The organism is Pseudomonas sp. BP01, from assembly GCF_022760795.1.
Classification (GTDB): domain Bacteria; phylum Pseudomonadota; class Gammaproteobacteria; order Pseudomonadales; family Pseudomonadaceae; genus Aquipseudomonas; species Aquipseudomonas putida_Q.
Genome location: NZ_JAFBKA010000016.1, coordinates 60,260 through 78,746, shown reverse-complemented (window position 1 = coordinate 78,746; position 18,487 = coordinate 60,260). Strand labels below are relative to the sequence as shown.

Annotated in this window: 10 protein-coding genes; 6 read left to right on the top strand and 4 right to left on the bottom strand. The window is 64.8% G+C overall.

What is annotated here, in order from left to right; all coding sequences use genetic code 11:
• Window positions 1–142: 142 nt before the first annotated feature.
• From rfbC to JOY50_RS16020, 6 genes are all read left to right on the top strand, one after another.
• The gene (gene rfbC, locus JOY50_RS16045; RefSeq protein ID WP_243055514.1) at window positions 143–685 is read left to right on the top strand and encodes a dTDP-4-dehydrorhamnose 3,5-epimerase; all 543 of its coding nucleotides are present in this window, start codon (window positions 143–145) and stop codon (window positions 683–685) included.
• A 124-nt stretch (window positions 686–809) separates the two neighbouring features.
• Window positions 810–1,880 carry a dTDP-glucose 4,6-dehydratase gene (rfbB, locus tag JOY50_RS16040; RefSeq protein ID WP_243055513.1) on the top strand — a complete coding sequence of 357 codons (1,071 nt, stop codon included), beginning with the start codon at window positions 810–812 and terminating at the stop codon, window positions 1,878–1,880.
• Window positions 1,877–2,773 carry a dTDP-4-dehydrorhamnose reductase gene (rfbD, locus tag JOY50_RS16035; protein ID WP_243055512.1) on the top strand — a complete coding sequence of 299 codons (897 nt, stop codon included), beginning with the start codon at window positions 1,877–1,879 and terminating at the stop codon, window positions 2,771–2,773. Before rfbB ends, rfbD begins: the two co-directional genes overlap by 4 nt.
• A 5-nt stretch (window positions 2,774–2,778) precedes the next feature.
• Window positions 2,779–3,660: a glucose-1-phosphate thymidylyltransferase RfbA gene (gene rfbA / locus JOY50_RS16030; protein WP_243055511.1), complete on the top strand. Its 882-nt coding sequence runs from the start codon at window positions 2,779–2,781 to the stop codon at window positions 3,658–3,660.
• A gap of 307 nt (window positions 3,661–3,967) precedes the next feature.
• Window positions 3,968–11,470: a type I polyketide synthase gene (locus tag JOY50_RS16025; protein ID WP_243055510.1), complete on the top strand. Its 7,503-nt coding sequence runs from the start codon at window positions 3,968–3,970 to the stop codon at window positions 11,468–11,470.
• Window positions 11,471–11,479: 9 nt separating this feature from the next.
• The gene (locus JOY50_RS16020) at window positions 11,480–12,832 is read left to right on the top strand and encodes an aminotransferase class I/II-fold pyridoxal phosphate-dependent enzyme (protein WP_019472291.1); all 1,353 of its coding nucleotides are present in this window, start codon (window positions 11,480–11,482) and stop codon (window positions 12,830–12,832) included.
• 323 nt (window positions 12,833–13,155) lie between these two features.
• Here JOY50_RS16020 and JOY50_RS16015 read toward each other — a convergent pair whose 3' ends face one another.
• The 4 genes from JOY50_RS16015 to JOY50_RS16000 are packed head-to-tail and all read right to left on the bottom strand — an operon-like array spanning window position 13,156 to window position 18,480.
• Window positions 13,156–14,199: a phytanoyl-CoA dioxygenase family protein gene (locus tag JOY50_RS16015; RefSeq protein ID WP_138736969.1), complete on the bottom strand. Its 1,044-nt coding sequence runs from the start codon at window positions 14,197–14,199 to the stop codon at window positions 13,156–13,158.
• A gap of 3 nt (window positions 14,200–14,202) precedes the next feature.
• Window positions 14,203–16,347 (bottom strand): capsular polysaccharide biosynthesis protein, encoded by a 2,145-nt coding sequence (locus JOY50_RS16010; protein WP_243055509.1) that lies wholly within the window; start codon window positions 16,345–16,347, stop codon window positions 14,203–14,205.
• Window positions 16,347–16,913, bottom strand: coding sequence for an N-acetyltransferase (locus tag JOY50_RS16005; RefSeq protein WP_132844620.1), 567 nt, complete (start codon window positions 16,911–16,913; stop codon window positions 16,347–16,349). The genes JOY50_RS16010 and JOY50_RS16005 overlap by 1 nt, the downstream gene beginning before the upstream one ends.
• 4 nt (window positions 16,914–16,917) lie before the next feature.
• Window positions 16,918–18,480, bottom strand: coding sequence for a sulfatase-like hydrolase/transferase (locus JOY50_RS16000; protein ID WP_243055508.1), 1,563 nt, complete (start codon window positions 18,478–18,480; stop codon window positions 16,918–16,920).
• Window positions 18,481–18,487: the final 7 nt, after the last annotated feature.

The window sequence follows — 18,487 nt, the reverse complement described above, 5'->3', positions numbered from 1 at the left end:
CTCTGTGCTGCGGACTACAGCATGTGGCAAACCTGCCCCACCGGAATGGCGTACCCCTGCTGTTTCACTTATGTCCTTATCAAGCAGTGTGCGGCGCATCCTGGATAGCAGCCTGCATGCTTTTACCTTTCAAGGCAGTCCAATGAAAGCAACACCCCTTGCAATACCTGAAGTGATCTTGCTCGAACCCAAGGTCTTCGGCGATGACCGCGGATTCTTCTTCGAAAGCTTCAACCACGACGCTTTCGAAACCGCTATTGGGCGCTCCGTCAACTTCGTTCAGGACAACCACTCCAGCTCGCGTCAGAATGTCTTGCGAGGCATGCATTACCAGCTGCACCAGCCTCAGGGAAAACTGGTCAGGGTGGTGGTCGGTGAAGTGTTCGATGTCGCGGTGGATATGCGCCGTTCGTCCCGCACCTTCGGCCAGTGGGTCGGTGCCCGGCTCTCGGCGCAAAACAAACGCCAGCTCTGGGTGCCCGAAGGTTTCGCCCACGGGTTCATCGTATTGTCCGAACAGGCGGAGTTCTTGTACAAGACAACCGCCTACTACGCCCCTCAGTTTGAACGTTGCCTGGCCTGGGATGATCCTGCAGTCGGTATTCAATGGCCCATCGATAAGCCGCAACTGTCGGATAAGGACCGTCTTGGCAAAGCATTGGAAGACATGGAGTGTTTTGACTAAGCGGGAGGGGCGCTTGCCGCTCTGACTGGTTTTCACGCTGACAACTTTTTCGCCGCTTGGTCGACCTGCCCAGCGGCTAAAATCCAGAGGCCGGACAAGAAGTCCGTAAAGCGGAAGCAAACACATGACTATTCTGGTAACCGGCGGCGCCGGCTTCATCGGCGCCAACTTCGTCCTGGACTGGCTGGCTGGCTCTGACGAGCCCGTGGTCAACCTCGACAAACTCACTTACGCAGGCAACCTGCAGACCCTGAGCAGCCTGCAGGGCGACAAACGCCACATCTTCGTGCACGGCGATATCGGCGACAGCGAGCTGGTAGCCCGCCTGCTGCAAGAGCATCAGCCCCGCGCCATCGTCAACTTCGCCGCCGAGTCGCATGTCGACCGCTCGATCCATGGCCCGGAAGACTTCATCGAAACCAACATCGTCGGCACCTTCCGCCTGCTAGAAGCCGTACGTGCCTACTGGGGTGGGCTGGCTGAGCCGGCCCGCCAGGCGTTCCGCTTCCTGCACGTGTCCACCGACGAAGTGTACGGCTCGCTGGCAGCCGGCGAACCCGCCTTCACCGAAACCCACCAATACCAGCCCAACAGCCCGTACTCCGCCAGCAAGGCCGCCAGCGACCACCTGGTGCGCTCGTACCACCATACCTACGGCCTGCCGGTGCTGACCACCAATTGCTCGAACAACTACGGCCCGTACCACTTCCCGGAAAAGCTCATCCCGCTGATGATCGTCAATGCCCTGGCCGGTAAACCGCTGCCGGTGTATGGCGACGGCCAGCAGATCCGCGACTGGCTGTACGTGAAAGACCACTGCAGCGCCATCCGCCGCGTGCTGGATGCCGGCACCCTTGGCGAGGTGTACAACGTTGGCGGCTGGAACGAAAAGCCCAACCTGGAAATCGTCAACCGTGTGTGCGCCTTGCTGGACGAACTGCGCCCCCGTGATGACGGCAAGCCTTACGCCGAACAGATTGCCTACGTCACCGACCGCCCTGGGCATGACCGCCGCTATGCCATCGACGCACGCAAGCTGGAGCGTGAGCTGGGCTGGAAACCGGCCGAAACCTTCGAAACCGGCATTCGCAAGACTGTGGCTTGGTACCTGGACAACCAGGAGTGGGTGCTGAATGTGCAGTCTGGCAGCTACCGCGACTGGGTAGAGAAAAACTACGCAGGGCGTTCGGAATGAAGATTCTGCTGCTGGGCAAGGACGGCCAGGTGGGCTGGGAGTTGCAACGTAGCCTGGCACCACTGGGCCACGTGCTGGCGCTGAATTCGCGCAGCCAGAGCCACTGTGGCGATTTGGCCAACCTGTCGGGGTTGGCCGAGACCGTAAGCGCCTTCGCCCCTGACGTCATCGTCAATGCGGCTGCCTACACTGCCGTGGACAAGGCTGAAAGCGAGCGCGAACAAGCCTTCAAGGTAAACGCCCAAGCGGTTGAGGTGCTGGCCCGCGCTGCTGCCGAGTGCGGCGCGCTGCTGGTGCATTATTCCACCGACTACGTGTTCCCGGGGCAGGGCACCAGGCCTTGGCGCGAAGACGACGCTGTTGGCCCCCTGAACGCCTACGGCGAAAGCAAGCTGGCTGGCGAACAGGCCATTTTGGCTGCCGGCTGCCTCCATCTGGTTTTCCGCACCTGCTGGGTGTATGCCGCACGCGGCAACAACTTCGCCAAGACCATGCTACGGCTGGCGGGCGAGAGCGAAAGCCTGGGCGTGATCGACGACCAGTACGGTGCTCCGACCGGCGCCGAGCTGATTGCCGACATTACTGCCCACGCCATTACCCTCACCCTGGCCAAGCCGTCGCTCGGTGGGGTTTATCACCTGGCGGCCGGCGGTGAAACCACCTGGTGCCGATTCGCCCGGTTTGTGCTGGAGCAGGCCGCGGCACAGGGTGTACCACTGAAAGCCCACGCCGCACAGGTCAACCCGTTGTCCACCGATGCCTACCCTACGCCTGCCAAGCGGCCGGCCAACTCGCGCCTGGACACCACCAAATTGCAGCAGGCCTTTGCCCTGACCCTGCCAGACTGGCGCGAGGGAGTGGCCCGCATGCTCACCGAAATTCACGAGAAATGACAACTATGAAGCGTAAAGGCATCATTCTGGCGGGCGGCTCGGGTACCCGACTGCATCCTGCAACCCTGGCGATTTCCAAGCAGCTGTTGCCGGTATACGACAAGCCGATGATCTACTACCCGCTAACCACGCTGATGCTGGCGGGCATTCGCGACATCCTGATCATCTCCACCCCGCAGGACACCCCGCGTTTCGAGCAGTTGCTGGGCGATGGTCAGCGCTGGGGCATCAACATCACTTATGCGGTACAAGCCTCCCCTGATGGCCTGGCGCAGGCGTTCCTCATCGGCGAGTCGTTCATCGGCAATGACCTGTCGGCGTTGGTGCTGGGTGACAACATCTATTACGGCCACGACTTCCAGGCCTTGCTGGGCAACGCCATGCAGCGCACCGACGGGGCCAGCGTGTTCGCTTACCACGTGCAGGACCCAGAGCGTTACGGGGTAGTGGAGTTCGACGGCCAGGGCAAAGCGATCAGCCTGGAAGAGAAGCCGGCCAACCCAAAATCCAGCTACGCCGTTACCGGTTTGTATTTCTACGACAAGGACGTGGTCGAAATTGCCAAGGGCATCAAGCCGTCGGCGCGTGGCGAACTGGAAATCACTGACCTCAACCGTGTGTATCTCGAACAGAGCCGTTTGTCGGTTGAAATCATGGGGCGGGGCTATGCATGGCTGGACACCGGCACCCATGACTCGCTGCTCGAGGCTAGTGGTTACATTGCCACCATCGAGCGCCGGCAGGGCTTGAAAGTCGCGTGCCCGGAAGAAGTGGCGTTCCGCCAGGGCTGGATTGATGCCCAGCAGCTAGAGATGCTTGCGGCACCGTTGGCCAAGAATGGGTATGGCCAGTACCTTCAGCGCCTGCTCCGCGATACGGTTTACTGACTGCAGTAACGGCAGCAGGCTTTGTCTGCTGGCCACGAAACAGACGGGGTGCGCAGATTGCCAGGCGCCCCGTCGCTCCCCCAGGGTTTTCCCACCCCCGCAACCCGCGTATCATCCGCACACACAAATCTGAAGTTTCCTACAGGGACCCGGACCAAAAGTCTCACGCCTCCTGCGTAAACAGCGGCTTCAGATAACCAGACAATCATCAATGTCATACAACGACCGGCCAGATTCATGGCAAGGCCAGGCATGCCGGCTGTCCGACGGATGGGACGGTGCCCGATGAGATTTGAAGGAATAGGTTTTGATCAAGCGTAAAAAGGTTGCAATCGTTGGTTGTGCGTATCGCTTTCCGGGCTCTTCCAATGCAGGCTTCTGGCAAAACCTGATGGAAGGGCGCGATCTGGTGACCCAGGTCGACCCGTCACGCTGGGACAAAAACGAGTTCCTGCACCCCGACAAGGCCAGCCCGGCAACCAGCTATACCTTCGCGTCTGGCACCCTAGGCGATATCAGCGCGTTCGATGCGGGCTTTTTCAGCATCTCGCCGCGTGAAGCCGCGATGATGGACCCGCAGCAGCGCATGCTGCTGGAAATGTGCTGGGAAACCTTCGAAAACGCCGGGGTCAAGCCGTCCAGCCTGCGAGGCAGCAACTGCGGCGTGTACCTGGGCATTGCCGGTGTGGAGCAGTCCTACCGCCTGGTCGAAGACCTGTCGTCCATTGATGGTGCAACAGCCACCGGCAATACCATGAGCATTGCTGCCAACCGCCTGTCGTTCTTCTACGACCTGCGCGGGCCAAGCATGGCCATCGACACCGCGTGCTCCTCGTCGCTGGTGGCTTTCCACCAGGCATGTCAGGCGATTCTCAGCGGTGATGTGGACCAGGCCGTCACCGGCGGCATCAGCCTGCACATGCACCCGTTCGGTTTCATGATTTTCGCCAAGGCAACCATGCTGTCGCGTACCGGGCGCTGTCAGTCCTTCGACGAAAACGGCGACGGTTACGCACGTTCCGAAGGCGGCGGGTTGCTCCTGCTCAAGGACTACGACCAGGCAGTGGCCGATGGGAATCCCATTTTGGCGGTGGTGGCGGCCAGCGCGGTGAACACCGACGGGCGCAAGTCCAGCCTGACCTTGCCCAATGCCGAGGCCCAGGCCGCGCTGCTCAAACGTGCCTATGCCCAGGCTGGCATTGCCCCTGAGCAACTGGACTACCTGGAAGCCCATGGCACCGGTACTGCCGTGGGTGACCCGATCGAAACCCGCGCCATCGGCGAAGCGCTGGGCCAGGCGCGCGGCGCCGGCAACCCGCTGCCAATCGGCTCGGTGAAGAGCAACCTTGGGCACCTTGAAGCCGCCTCTGGCGTGGCCGGCCTGATCAAGGCACTGAACTGCCTTGCCGAGCGCACCGTGCCCGCCACCATTGGCGTGCAGGCGCTAAACCCGAATATCGCTTTTGGCGACCTCAACCTGCAGGTGGTCACCGAGCCCCTGCCGCTGAAAGCCGACGGCCAGCTGACGGTAGGTGTGAACTCGTTCGGCTTTGGCGGGGCCAACGCCCACGTCATCCTGCAGAGCCCCGAGCCGCAGGCAGATGTGCCGGCTCCGGCCAATGCACGGCGCGTGCCGCTGCTGCTCAGTGCCAAGACCGAAGAGGGCCTGCGGGCAATGGCCGAGCGGTTTGCCGCCTACCTGGCCGAGCACACCGACGTTGACTACTACGATGTGGCCTACCAGGCGATGTACCGTCGGGATGCGCACAGCCACCGCCTGCTGCTGGTTTGCGACAATGCGGCCGAAGCCGCCCAGGCACTGGACGACTATGCCCAGGACCCAACCCTCAGCGAGCTGAGCGCGGTGCTGGAGGCCGGCCAGGCGCTGGACGGCGCCTCGGCGCCAGTGTTCGTCTACTCGGGCAACGGTTCGCAATGGCAGGGCATGGGCCGGGCGATGCTCGACCAGCCGCTGTTCGCCGCCGCCGTGGATGAAGTGGACGCGTTGTTCCAGCCCTTGGCGGGCTACTCGCTGCGCGCCGAGCTGTTGGGTGACAACGGCGAAGGCCGCTATGCCCGTACCGAAATCGCCCAGCCGGCCCTGTTTGCCCTGCAAGTGGCGGTTACCCGGGTGTTGGCTGCCGAAGGGATCCACCCGGTGGCGGTCATCGGCCACAGCGTCGGCGAGGTGGCGGCTGCCTGGGCCAGCGGCGCGCTTAGCCTGGAGGATGCCACCCAGGTCATCTATCACCGCAGCCGCCTGCAAGGCCTTACCCGCGGCACTGGGCAGATGACTGCGGTCGGCTTGTCGGGTGAAGCCACAGCGCAACTGATTACTGAACTGAAGCTGGATGGCCGCCTGGTGGTGGCCGGTGAAAACAGCGGCCGTGGTGCCACCGTTGCGGGTGAAGTCGATGCGCTCACGCTGCTGGAAGAGGCCCTGGCCGAGCGCCAGGTGTTCGCCCGCCGCCTCGACCTGGACTACGCCTTCCATTCACCAGCGATGAACCCCATCGAACAGGCGGTGATTGCCGACCTGAGCCACATCCGCCCGCGCGCCACGCAGATTCCGTTTTATTCCACCGTGGTGGGTGGGCAACTGGACGGCGAGCGCCTGGACAGCCACTACTGGTGGCAGAACATTCGCTTCCCGGTACTGTTCCAGGGGGCGCTGGCCGCCCTTATGCGCAGCGGCCTGAGCCTGTTCGTGGAGGTGGGCCCGCACGCGATCTTGCGCAGCTACGTCAATGACGTACTGGCCGAATGCGAACAAGCAGGGCAGGTGATTGGCACCCTCAAGCGCAACGACCACAGCCCACTGCTGCTGGAGCGCACGGTGGCTCGCCTGCTGATTGCCGGTGCCGAGCCCCAGTGGCAGGCCCGCTTCCCGGTGGCCGGGCGCCAGGTGCGCCTGCCCAACTATACCTGGCAGCGTGACCATTTCAGCTTGCCGGTAAGCGCCGAGTTCAACGGCCCGTTGGGGCGTGAGCGTGTGCACCCGCTGCTGGGCTACCCTGTACACGACCAGGCACTGACCTGGGAAAACCGCCTGGATACGCAGCAGTACCCGACCCTTGCCGACCACAAGGTGGGCGAGTCAGTGCTGTTCCCGGGGGCTGGCTTTACCGAGCTGGCGCTGGCCGTGGCGCAACTGCACCAGCCCGGTGAGTTTGTAGACATCGAGGAGCTCGAAATCCACAACCCGCTGCTGCTGAGCAGTGAGGCCAGCAAGAAAGTGCGCGTGCAGGTCGAAGGGGCCGACGGCACCCTGCGCATCATTTCGCGCACCCTGGCGCAGCGCGAAGAGTGGGTGCAGCACGTGGTCGCGCGCCTGCCGGGCGAAGCCCGCGGTGTGCTGCTCGAAGCCCGTGCCCCAGCGCTGCCAGCGCGCCCTGCAGACTTTACCGGCGAGCAGCACCTGGCGCTGACCTGCGCGGTGGGCCTGAACTACGGCCCGGCCTACCAGACCGTGGCCGCAGCCTGGGTGGATGCGGAGTGTGTGCTGGCCCAGTTGGCCGTCCCGGCTGCCATCGAGCACGAACTGGCAGGCTTGCACCTGCACCCTGCGTTGCTGGACGGTGCGTTCCAGCTGATTACCGAACTGCTGGCCAGCCGCCCAGGCCGCAATGACGGCCTGGCGTTCATCCCGGTCAAGCTGGGGCGTATTGCCTTCACCAGCGCCGGTGGTGTGCCGGTGCTGGCCGAGGTGCGCCAGCGCAAACGCACCGCGCATTCGCTGTTGGTTGACTTCACCCTGTTCGATGCCAGCGGCGCTGCCGTGCTGGCGATCAAGGACGCGCGCATGCGTGCCGTGCGGCTGCAGTACGACCGCAGCGGCGATATCAAGCGCATGGGCCATGTGGGCCTGGCGGCCCCGGGCAAGGTGGTGCCACTGCAGCGCCACGCTGTGGCCCGTGCGCCGTTGGCAGAGGCCGTGCAGCGCTTGGCCGACGAGCCGGCGCAGGTGCGTTACCTGAATGAAGTGGAGCCTCTGCTGGACGTGCTGTGCAGCAGCTTCATGCTGGATGCCGTCGAACAGGCCGGTGGCCGCCTGAGTTCAGAGCAGGTGGCACAGTGGTCGCAGGCCCAAGGCGATTTCCTGGCCACCCTGCTGCGTCACGCCGAGCGTGATGGCAGCCTGCAGCGCAGCGCCGACGGTGGCTGGCAGTTGGCCGACCCGGGCGAGCGCCCGGCGTCGGAGGCTATCTGGCAAGAGCTGTTCCAGAGCTACCCCGAGTACTTCCAGATTATCCATTCGGTGGGCCGAATGGGCCGCTACCTGCCGGCATTGCTGGATGGCAGCCAGGCGTTCGACGCGCTGCAACCGCGGGAAACCAGTGGTGCCAGCCTGGCCCGCCTGGTGCTGGGGGCGGCGGGGCAGCAGCACCTGCTGAGCGGCATTGAACAGACCTTGGCCCAACGCCTGGCGCAACTGCCGGCCGGGCAGCGCCTGCGCGTACTGGAGCTTGGCTTTGGTGGCACCTCGTTTGCGGAGCTGTTGTACGCCGGGCTGGATTTCGACCGCATCGACTATGCCTACTGCGTCACTGAACCTGAACTTGAGCAACGTCTGCGCGACGATTGCCCGGCGCTGAACGTGCTCGGCCTGGAGCAACTGGCCGAAGCGGGTACGTTCGACTGGGTGCTGGTACCGACCGACCTGGGCGCGCTGGGCACCGTGGGCGACGCCCTGCGCCAGGCCAGCGGCCAGCTCAACCCCCATGGCCAGGTGGCGCTGCTGGGGCAGTACCCGGCACGCTGGGTCGATTTTGTCTTCGGTGCCCAGCCCGGCTGGTGGCTGGCAGGCCCGCAGCAGGCGTTGTCGCGCCAACAGGGCCCGGCGTTCTGGCAGCATGAGCTGCAGCGCCATGGCCTTACTGCGCTGCGCACCCTCGAAGCCTTGCCGGGTAACGCCTGTGGCAGCTACCTGCTGCTGGCCGACAAGCCCGCTGGCATTGATGCTGGCGCCCCCGAGGCCGTGCAGCAGCGCTGGGCCGTGCTGGCCGAAGCGGGGCAGGGCGCTGCGTTGCGGCTGGCCGAGCAATTGCGTGCCCAGGGCCAGCAGGTAGACCTGCTGCAACCGGGTGCTGCAGAGGCGCTGGCCAAGCAGCTGGGCGCCCTGGCCCAGCCGCCGGAGCACGTGCTGCACCTGGCCGGCTTCGACAGCAATGCAGGCCTGGATGCCCAGGCCGAGCGCTGCCTGCAGGCGGCCGCACTGGTACAGGCGTGTGAGTCGCTGGGCATTGCCCCGCAGTGCTGGCTGTTCAGCCGCGGTGCTGCCGAGCACCTGTATGGTACCGACACCGCCGCCGATGTCTCGGCCATTGCCGACGCAGCGTTCTGGGGTTTTGGCCGCACCCTGGCCAACGAGTCGCCCAGCTGCCGCATACGCCAGCTTGACCTGGCGCACACTGCACCCGTCGAGCTGGCGCTGCCGGCGTTGCTGCATGCCGACAGCGAAACCGAACTGGCGCTTGATGCCGAAGGCCGCCGTTATGTGCCGCGCCTGCGCGTACTGGCTGGCCAGCCGGGCAGTGTGGATGCTGCTGCGCAGTGGGTATGCCTGGGCTTCGACCTGCCCGGCCAGTTGCGCAACCTGCGTTGGGAAGTGCGCGAGCCCCGGCAACCGGCGGCGGACGAGCTGGACATTGCCGTACGCGCTACCGGCCTCAACTTCCGTGATGTGATGTTCGCCCTTGGCCTGCTGTCGGACGAAGCCATCGAAAACGGTTTCTCCGGCCCCACCCTGGGCTTTGAATTTGCCGGTGTGGTAGAAGGCAAAGGCGCCGAAGTGGTCGGCGATTTCGCCCCGGGTGACCGCGTGGTGGGCTTTGGCCCGTGCAGCTTCGCCAACCGCCTGGTAACCAACGCCAACGCCGTGGCCCGTATTCCCGAAGGGATGTCGTTCGAAGCGGCGGCGACCATTCCAAGTACCTTCTTCACCGTGTACTACGCGCTGCATCACCTGGCGCGCCTGGAGCCGGGCGAGAAGGTGCTGATCCATGGTGCTGCCGGTGGCGTGGGCATTGCCGCCATCCAGATTGCCAAGTGGCTGGGGGCGGAAATCCATGCCACCGCGGGCAGCGACGAGAAGCGCGACTTCCTGCGCCTGCTGGGCGTGGACAACGTCTACGACTCGCGTTCGCTGGCCTATGCCGACCAGGTGCTGGCGGCCACCGGCGGGCGTGGCGTAGACGTGGTGCTCAACTCGCTGGCCGGTGAAGCCATCAACCGCAACTTCCAGGTGCTCAAGCCGTTTGGCCGCTTCCTGGAGCTGGGCAAGCGCGACTTCTACCAGAACACCCGCATCGGCCTGCGCCCGTTCCGCAACAACATCAGCTACTTCGGTATCGATGCCGACCAGCTGATGAGCGAACGCCCCGCGCTCACCCGCCGGCTGTTTGCCGAAATGATGGAGCTGTTTGCCCAAGGTATCCTGCACCCGTTGCCGTTCCGCGAGTTCGACGCCAACCAGGTGGTCGAGGCCTACCGCTACATGCAGCAGGCGCGGCAGATTGGCAAGGTGGTGGTGACCTATGCCAACCCCATTCAGCAGACAGTAGACACCCGTGCCCAGCCGGTGCGGGCACTGCAGCTCGCCGCCGATGCCAGCTACCTGGTCACCGGTGGCCTGGGCGGCTTTGGCTTGCGCACGGCACAGTGGCTGATCGACAAAGGCGCCCGTCACCTGGTGTTGCTGGGCCGTCGCGGCCCGGCCAGTGCCGAAGCCCAGCCGCAGCTGGCGCTGTGGCACGCCCAGGGTATCGATGTGCAGGCCGTGGCGTGCGACATCACTGACTGCGGGCAACTGCGCGCAGTGTTCGAGCGTATTGCCGCCAGCCCGTGGCCGCTGCGTGGCCTGGTGCATGCGGCGACGGTGATCGACGACGGCCTGATCCGCAACCTTGATGCCGAGCAGTTGCACCGCGTGCTGGAGCCCAAGGCCAAAGGCGCGCAGTACCTGCACGAGCTGACCAAGGCCCAGGCGCTGGACTTCTTCGTCATGTTCTCGTCGGCCACTACCCTGTTCGGCAACCCCGGCCAGGCCAACTATGTGGCGGCCAACCATTGGCTGGAAGCGCTGGCGCGGCACCGCCGCGCCCAGGGGCTGGCGGCCACGGCCGTGCTGTGGGGGGCCATTGACGATGTTGGCTTCCTGGCCCGCAACAGCCAGATCAAGGACGCTTTGCAAAGCCGCATGGGGGGTGCGCCCCTGCGCGCCGAGGTGGCCCTGGCGCAACTGGAGGCCATGCTGCTGGAGGGCGACAACGGCCACGGCGTGCTGGAGCTGGATTTCAAGGCGCTGTCGCGTTTCCTGCCCAGTGCTGCCACGCCGCGCTTTGTCGAGTTGGCCCGTGCCTATGGCAGTGACCAGGAAGATGAAGGCGGCGGTGAAGACATCCAGCGCATGCTGGCAGAACTTGACGATGGCGAGCTGCTCGAGCGCTTCGCGGAAATGCTCAAGCACGAGGTGTGCGAGATTCTGCGCCTGCCGCCGGCCCGCCTGGATGCACAGCGCCCGCTGCAAGAACTGGGGCTCGACTCGTTGATGAGTGTGGAGCTGGTGGTGGCATTGGAGGAGCGTTTCGGTATTCGCCTGCCGGTGATGGAGCTGAGCGACAGTTCCAGCATCGACAAGCTTGCCGCGCGCTTGCTGGAGCTGTTGCGTGGTGAGGCGGGAAGTGGCGAAGGGCAGCTGGCGCAGAATGTGCTGGCCCGTCATGGCAGCGAACACAGTGCCGAAGCATTGGCGCAGATGAACGCAGCCCTGGCCGACACCAGTGCAGCACCCAACCGATTGATTGATTAAGAGCGTTAGATGACAGCCAAAACCCCGACCGGCCTTGGTGGCGATGCCAAGCAACGCTTGATCCAGCAAGCCCTCGCACGGCGCCGCCATGCGGCTGCCGAGGGCGAGCCGGGCACTACCCTGGAGCAGGTGCAACAGGCTGCCCTGAAAGTGCCCGAGAGCTACTATCGCTTTGATCAGCACCCGGGGTACCAGCAGTTGCGCGTGATTGAACAGGGCGCGAAGCAATTGGGGCTGAGCAACCCGTTCTTCCGCCTGCATCAGGGCACCGCCGGTGCACAGACGCAGATTGGCGAGCGCGAGTACCTCAACTTTGCCAGTTACAACTACCTGGGTTACTCCGGCCACCCGAGGGTGGCCGAAGCGGCGAAGGCCGCGATCGACCGCTATGGCACTTCGGTGTCGGCCAGCCGCCCGGTTTCTGGCGACCGCCCGCTGCACCGTGAGCTTGAGCGTGAACTGGCCCGCCTTTACGACGTGGACGATGCCGTTGTCATGGTTAGCGGCCACGCGACCAACGTCACCACCATCGGCTACCTGTTCGGGCCGCGCGACCTGGTGGTGCATGACGAGCTCATCCATAACAGCGTCGTGCAGGGGGTTCAGCTTTCGGGTGCTCGCCGCCTGAGTTTTGCGCACAACGACTGGGAAGCGCTGGACCGTCTGCTGGCTGAGCAGCGCCAGCACTTCGAGCGGGTGCTGGTGGTGGTGGAAGGCGTGTACAGCATGGATGGCGACTACCCGGACCTGCCCCGATTCGTTGAACTCAGGAACAAGTACAAGGTGTTTCTGATGGTGGACGAAGCGCATTCGCTGGGGGTGATGGGTGCTACGGGCAAAGGTATTCGCGAGCATTTTGGCCTGGCGGGTAATGACGTTGATATCTGGATGGGGACGCTGAGCAAGACCCTGGCCAGTTGCGGTGGTTATATCGCCGGCAGTACGGCATTGATCGAGCACCTGAAGTTTCTGGCGCCGGGCTTTTTGTACAGCGTGGGCATGCCACCGGCGGTCACGGCTGCTGCGCTGGCGGCGTTGCAGCTGCTGGCGGATGACCAAGAGCGGGTAGCGCGGGTGCAGGCGCGTGGCGAGTTGTTTCTGCGTTTGGCGCGTGAGGCGGGGCTGGATACGGCAACCAGTACCGGGCTGGCGGTGATACCAGTGATTACTGGCAGTTCGTTCAAGGCCGGGCGTTTGTCCAGTGCCTTGTTCGAGCGCGGCATCAATGCCCAGCCGATCCTGTACCCGGCAGTGCCGGAGCATTCGGCGCGGGTGCGGTTTTTTGTGTCTTGTGAGCATACCGAAGCGCAGGTTCGGCATACCGTGGCGGTGGTGGCAGAGGAAATGGCCCGCCTGGGCTGAAGGCGGGTGTGGTCGGCTCGGGGTGTGTGCTGTCGCCGAAATCGAGCGCCGCCCTTGCGGCGCTTCGCGGCACAAGGCCGCTCCTACAGGTACCGCGCAGGCTTCAGGCTTATGCGCTACCTGTGTGAGAGCAACTGCCTTGCTCAAACTTTGAAGGTTTGCGCGATCACTGTGGGAGCGGGCATGCCCGCGAACACGGGCGAAGCCCGTGCCATCCGCTGCGGGGGTGGCGCTCTATAAAGCAGGCCCCCACAAGCCAAGCCTTACCATCCAGCCCCAAGAAAACCAGAGCCAGGCCCAGCTAGAGCCTCACACCAGCCCCCTCAGATATGCGGCGCCTCATACGCATTCAACTGCTCCACAAACCGCCAATGGCTCTTCTTGTCAAACCCCATCAACCGCTTCAAGCGTATATCCCAACGCATGTGGTGATTGGCAATCCACGGCAGCGCAAACAGGTGCGCGCCACGCCAGGGAATGAACGGGTTGCGTCGCAGGCTGGCGTATATCTCTACCCGGTGGCTGGCCTGGTGGCTTGCACAGCGGGCATGGAAGCCAGACGTGTCCGCCACCACCAGGGTGTTGGCCGGTACGGCAAAGCGGCGCGGTGGGGGCAGGCCGAGGGCGGCCAGGTCGGGTTCGTCGATGCGGAACGAACCCTCACGGTGCATCTGCTCGCTCGAACGCGCCGCCCCCAGGCTTTGACGGTACTCCCAGGCCAGGCGCTCTGGCGTCAGACGGTGCGAGCCCGGTACATAACTGAACGGCCCTTGGTCATCCTGCACGTCATCCAGAAACAACCATGCCTTGGCCGTCGGGTGGAAAGTGTCGGCATGCAAGCGGGTCTGCGGGTCTTGGTCGGCATTGGCAGCGTCAATCACGATCGACTGCAACTGGTAGGTAATGCCACCGGTATTGGACGACGCATAGGCGATCAGGTCGCGCACCCCGCGGTCCATCACAAACGCCGCACTGGCCGGGTTTTGCGCCAGCACGTCCTGATCAAGGCTGACCCGGCGGGTAACCGCGCGGCCCTGGCGCATTTCCCAACCGGTGCTGCGCAAGGCACCCAGCTCGGCGCGCAAGGCCGCAAACTGCTCGGCTGGCAGGGCGTTTTCGCGAATGAAAAAACCGTTCTGCTCAAAATGCTCGCGCTCACCGGCATCCAGCCGCGGTGCCAACGCATTACGGCGGTAGCCGGCCATGGCCATCGCCAACTGGCGGCGCTGCACATGCAGGCCCAGGGCGTTGAGCCGGGCACTGCCCAGCACTGGGTTGTTCTCGAACGACTTGGCATGGGTAGCCAACTGCATGCAATGCCAGGGAAGTGCCGCGTAACGGCCGATGTCCTTGATCGAAACAGGCATGATCTAGTCCTTTGATGGGGCCAGTGGCCGGCCGCAGCCGAGCATGGTCCGGGTATAGTTGAGCAACGGCGCCACTCGCCGACAGGCCACGCGGGCCGGGTGCGGCGCGCTGAGGCAGGCGAGGGCGTGCCAGGCATCGCAGGGCAGGTCTTGCTGGACGTCGGCATAGCGCGCATAGCGCAACAGGGCGCCGGCTACCAACTGGTCCAGGGTTAAACGCCGGGTGCGCCGCGGCAAGGGCTGATGGTCCTCGGTCAAACCCCAGCCGGCATAGAACGGCGTGCCGTAGGTGACCACCGGCAGCCCGCGCAGCAAGGCCTCAAAGCCCGCAGTGGAACTTAGCGTATGCAGCGCATCGACCTGGCCATACAGGCCGGCGATGTCCACACCTGCCAGCACCTGGTCGGCCAGCCCCACCAACTGTGCCGGGGCGATCTGCCCGCGGCGCTTGCCGGCTTCCACGTCGGGGTGCGGCTTGTACACAATCCACGCATCGGGCAACCGCGCGCGCACCTGTTGCAGCAGGCGCAGGTTGCACCCGGCACCGCCACCGCTGCACAGCGCCGAGGCATCATCCTCGACTTGGCCCACCACCAGTACCCGCAGTTGGCCCGGCTGCCCCAGCAGGGCCGGGCGCAGCTTGCTGCGCAGGTTGAACTTGCTGGTACCGCTGGCAACGATCTGCGCCCGCAAGCGCGCCGCCTCGGCCAGGCTTGGGGCATCATAGTCGCCATGCTGCAACAGCTGCTCCAGGTCGCTGGCAGACTGCGCATCGTAATGAATGCCACCCCGGTCCAGTACCAGCGACAGCGCCGGGCTGTTGGTAGCACCCAGCCCAGTGGAGCGCAGGAAACCATCCTCGACCCGCCACAGTGGCACCCCCGCCTGGCGCGCACGCTCAGCCAGGCCGGCCGGCTCGCGCGCAGCCCATACCAGCAGCCGCCCCTGTTCGGCAGCCACCTGGTTTACCAGTTGCGGGCCGTCCACGCTGAAGCGCAACTGCCCCCAACGGCTTGCAAAAAAACGCCTTATGTTGTGCTGCTTGTGCCGCTTCACGCCCAATACCGTAGTGGGACCGGCAAACGCCGCATCGCGGGCTTTTGTGCTGGCCAGCTGGCGGGCAACGGTCAAGGCATCGGTCAGTTGGCCGTTCAGCGGGTTGACGTAGCGGCAGTAGCGCACATAGGCCGCCGCCACCAGTTGCACCAGGTCTGGCCGGGCCTGCCGGCGAGGAATGGCCATGCGGTCATCGGTCAGCCCCCAGCCCGCGTAAAACGGCAGGCCAAAGCAGGTGACCGGCACGCCCTGGATCAACGCCTCCAGCCCGGCCTGGCTGGTACCCACGTACACCCGCCGGGCACGCCGGGCCAGTGACGCCCAGGCTACCGGCCGCGCCTCCAGCGTTACCCCACGGGCCCGCGCGGCATCCAGCAGGCAACTGGGCTTTTGCCCGCCCAGGCAGTCCGGGTGAATGCGCACGCGTACCTCGGCATCCGGGTTTTCCGCCAGGGCCTGATCCAGCATGCGCACGTAGTCGGCTTCGCACAGCCCGCCCCCCGGGATCGAATAATCCCCGGCAGTCTGGTCCACCACCAGCACCAACGGCCGCTCGCGCCCCAGCGGGTCGTCGGCGGGCAGGTCCTGGGCGTTGTTGTACTTGCCGATGCCGCTGCTGCGCATCAAGGCAATCAGTTCGCGGGCGCAATCCAACTCGTATGCGCTAAGCGCTTCGGGCCGCTGCAGGATGTTTTCCAGCAGCGAAGGGCGGTCGGCCAGGTAGTGGATGCCCACCGGGTCGACCACCATGGACATTGGCGTATCGCCCTCGATGCCCAGCGAAGACGAACGCAAAAAGCCGTCTTCCAGCGCGATATACGGCAGGCCCCAGCGCTGGCACAGCACCCGGGCATGGGCCGACGATTGCTTGTAGCCGATACCGGCAATGGCCTTGAGCCCCTTGGGCGCCTTGCGGCCACGGCGCCACAGCCAGAAGGGCGGGCCTTCCGGGCCGAGGAACTGTGGCAGGTGCAGGACCTTCCAGGCTACCCATTGCGACATGATGCCCACCCAGCCAGTGCCGTCTACCAGGGTTTCGGGTGGCAGGTAACCTTCGGGCGGGTGGGGTACAACGGGCGGCGTGTTGTGCATTACACGGCCCGCCACATATTGCGCACCGGGGGGAACGGTACCCAGCGCTTGCGGCGCAGCGCAAAGCCATTGTGCAGGTACAGGTGCTGTGCCCGATGATTACTCAGCGGCACTTCCAGCTCGACCTGGGCAAAGCCCTGCCCGGCGGCATGCGCGCAGCACGCCTGCACCAGCGCCGAGCCAACGCCCTGCTGGCGCGCGGGCTTGCTGACCCGCAGCCCGTACAGCAAGAACGGGTAGCGCCATTCGCGCAGCTCGCTCAGGCAGAAGCCGATAAACCGCACCCAGCCACTGAGCACGCCAAATTCACGAATGAACGGCCGCCAGTGCAAGGCAAACGGCCCGCGCCGGCCATGCTTGAACGCGGCAAAGCCCAGCGCCTGCTCGCCGTCGAAGGCCAGCAGCACACGGTCCCAGTGGATAGCGGCCCCCAGCAGGCGATAGCGGCAGGCGTTATCGCCAATCAGAAACGCCAGCGACCCCCGCCCCTCGGCCAGCAAGCGGGCCAGGGCCGGGTCTGCGGCGCGCTGTGGTGGCAGGTCCGATCCCAAAACGATATGCACCACGCTATCAGGCTACCCCTGCGCTGGCCGCAGGCATGTGCTGGCTGGCTGCCGGCGCCTGGGCATGGGCCAGCAAGGCACTGGACAACTGCTGCACCGGCATTGGCCTGGCCCCGCAGCCAGGCTGGCGGCGGTTGGACCACACCAGGTAGTCAGTATCACCCGCGGGTGCACCAACGGCCTGGTACACCTCGGGCAAGATCGGCACATGGTCACCGAAGAAACACAGCAGCGCCTCGTTCGGCTGGGCCATCAGCGTTTCGCGCAGCATGCCCAGCATGCGGTCGGCATTGCAGATATGGCGCAGGTAGGGGGCCAGGTCCTGCATGCCCGGTTGCAGCGGGCGGTCGAACCAGGCAGGCAGTTCGTGTGCCGCCACGCTCTCCAGGTGCAGTGGGCCGTGGTTCTCCATGGTGACTGCATGGATGAACAGCGGCTGGGTGCGGCCAGGTGCCTGCAGCAGCTCGCGGATTTTTTCTGCCACGGCGCAATCACCAATGAACGGCCCGGCCTTTTGCGAAGCGTTGAACGCCTTTACATCGATGAACTCATCGAAGCCCAGCGCCGGCAGCACCTTGTTGCGCCCATAGAAACCCCCGTCATAAGGGTGGATGCAGATGGTGCGATACCCCTGCGCCTTGAGCCTGGAGGCGATGCTGGGCAACCCCTGGCGCGCAAGCACGCGGTACGGGTTGAAGCGGTGCACCCCAAGCCGATCAGCCGGGATACCGGTCAGGTAGGCAAACTCGGTGCGCACCGTGTTCGCCCCCCACGCCGCAACTTGCAGCTTGCCACGGGCCAAGGCCTGGCTGGCCAGCAGGTCGTACTGGCCGAGTACTTGCGGCCGCACGCCGGGCCACAGGCCGCGCACATCGAAAAACGATTCGCTCTGCACCGAGACCAGGTCTGGCAGCGGGCTTGCCGCAGGTACCGTTTGCTGTGCCGACGCATTCGCAGGCTTGCCCCGCGAAGGGGCCGCCGCCGGTTCCCCGCCAAACGGCGACCCCAGCGCGTTGCGATCAACCGGCGCCCGCGCCGCCCAGAAGTACCGCCACAAACTGGCCGCCAGCCCCCAGCCACGCACATCCCGCTCGGCATCGAAGCTTGGCTGCACAGGCCGGTGCCCCAGGCGCAACAACCCCAGGCCTACCGCCAACGGCAGCCACGCCTCAAGCCGCGCGCCCGGCACCTCGAAGCTCAACCCCGCCCAGAGGTAAACCAGAAACCCCACCGCCAGTAGCGCTGCCTTGCCAAAACCGAAGAACGGCAAGTACAACCGCGGAAACTTCACTGCATCGCTGAAATATTCGAAGTCTGCGCACACAAACGGCTCGCGCAGCGAGTGATACTTGGCGTTGCTCACCAGCACGATCAACAGCCACAGCAGCAACACATTCACGCCACTGAACAATGGCCGCGCCGTGAGCGCATACAACAGCCCGAACGCCACACACCACAGCCCTGCATGCAGCAGCCAGCAATCGGCCGGGCGGCGCAGGGCAGGGCGTGGAACCAGCAGTCGCTCGACCGCTACGGTCAAGCCAAGGCCGATCAAGGCAACCGGCAACATGGAAACA

Excerpts from the sequence above, each read along its gene's own strand:
- rfbC (WP_243055514.1), top strand. The coding sequence starts at position 143 with ATGAAAGCAACACCCCTTGCAATACCTGAAGTGATCTTGCTCGAACCC.
- rfbB (WP_243055513.1), top strand. The coding sequence starts at position 810 with ATGACTATTCTGGTAACCGGCGGCGCCGGCTTCATCGGCGCCAACTTC.
- rfbD (WP_243055512.1), top strand. The coding sequence starts at position 1,877 with ATGAAGATTCTGCTGCTGGGCAAGGACGGCCAGGTGGGCTGGGAGTTG.
- rfbA (WP_243055511.1), top strand. The coding sequence starts at position 2,779 with ATGAAGCGTAAAGGCATCATTCTGGCGGGCGGCTCGGGTACCCGACTG.
- JOY50_RS16020 (WP_019472291.1), top strand. The coding sequence starts at position 11,480 with ATGACAGCCAAAACCCCGACCGGCCTTGGTGGCGATGCCAAGCAACGC.
- JOY50_RS16015 (WP_138736969.1), bottom strand. The coding sequence starts at position 14,199 with ATGCCTGTTTCGATCAAGGACATCGGCCGTTACGCGGCACTTCCCTGG.
- JOY50_RS16010 (WP_243055509.1), bottom strand. The coding sequence starts at position 16,347 with ATGCACAACACGCCGCCCGTTGTACCCCACCCGCCCGAAGGTTACCTG.
- JOY50_RS16000 (WP_243055508.1), bottom strand. The coding sequence starts at position 18,480 with ATGTTGCCGGTTGCCTTGATCGGCCTTGGCTTGACCGTAGCGGTCGAG.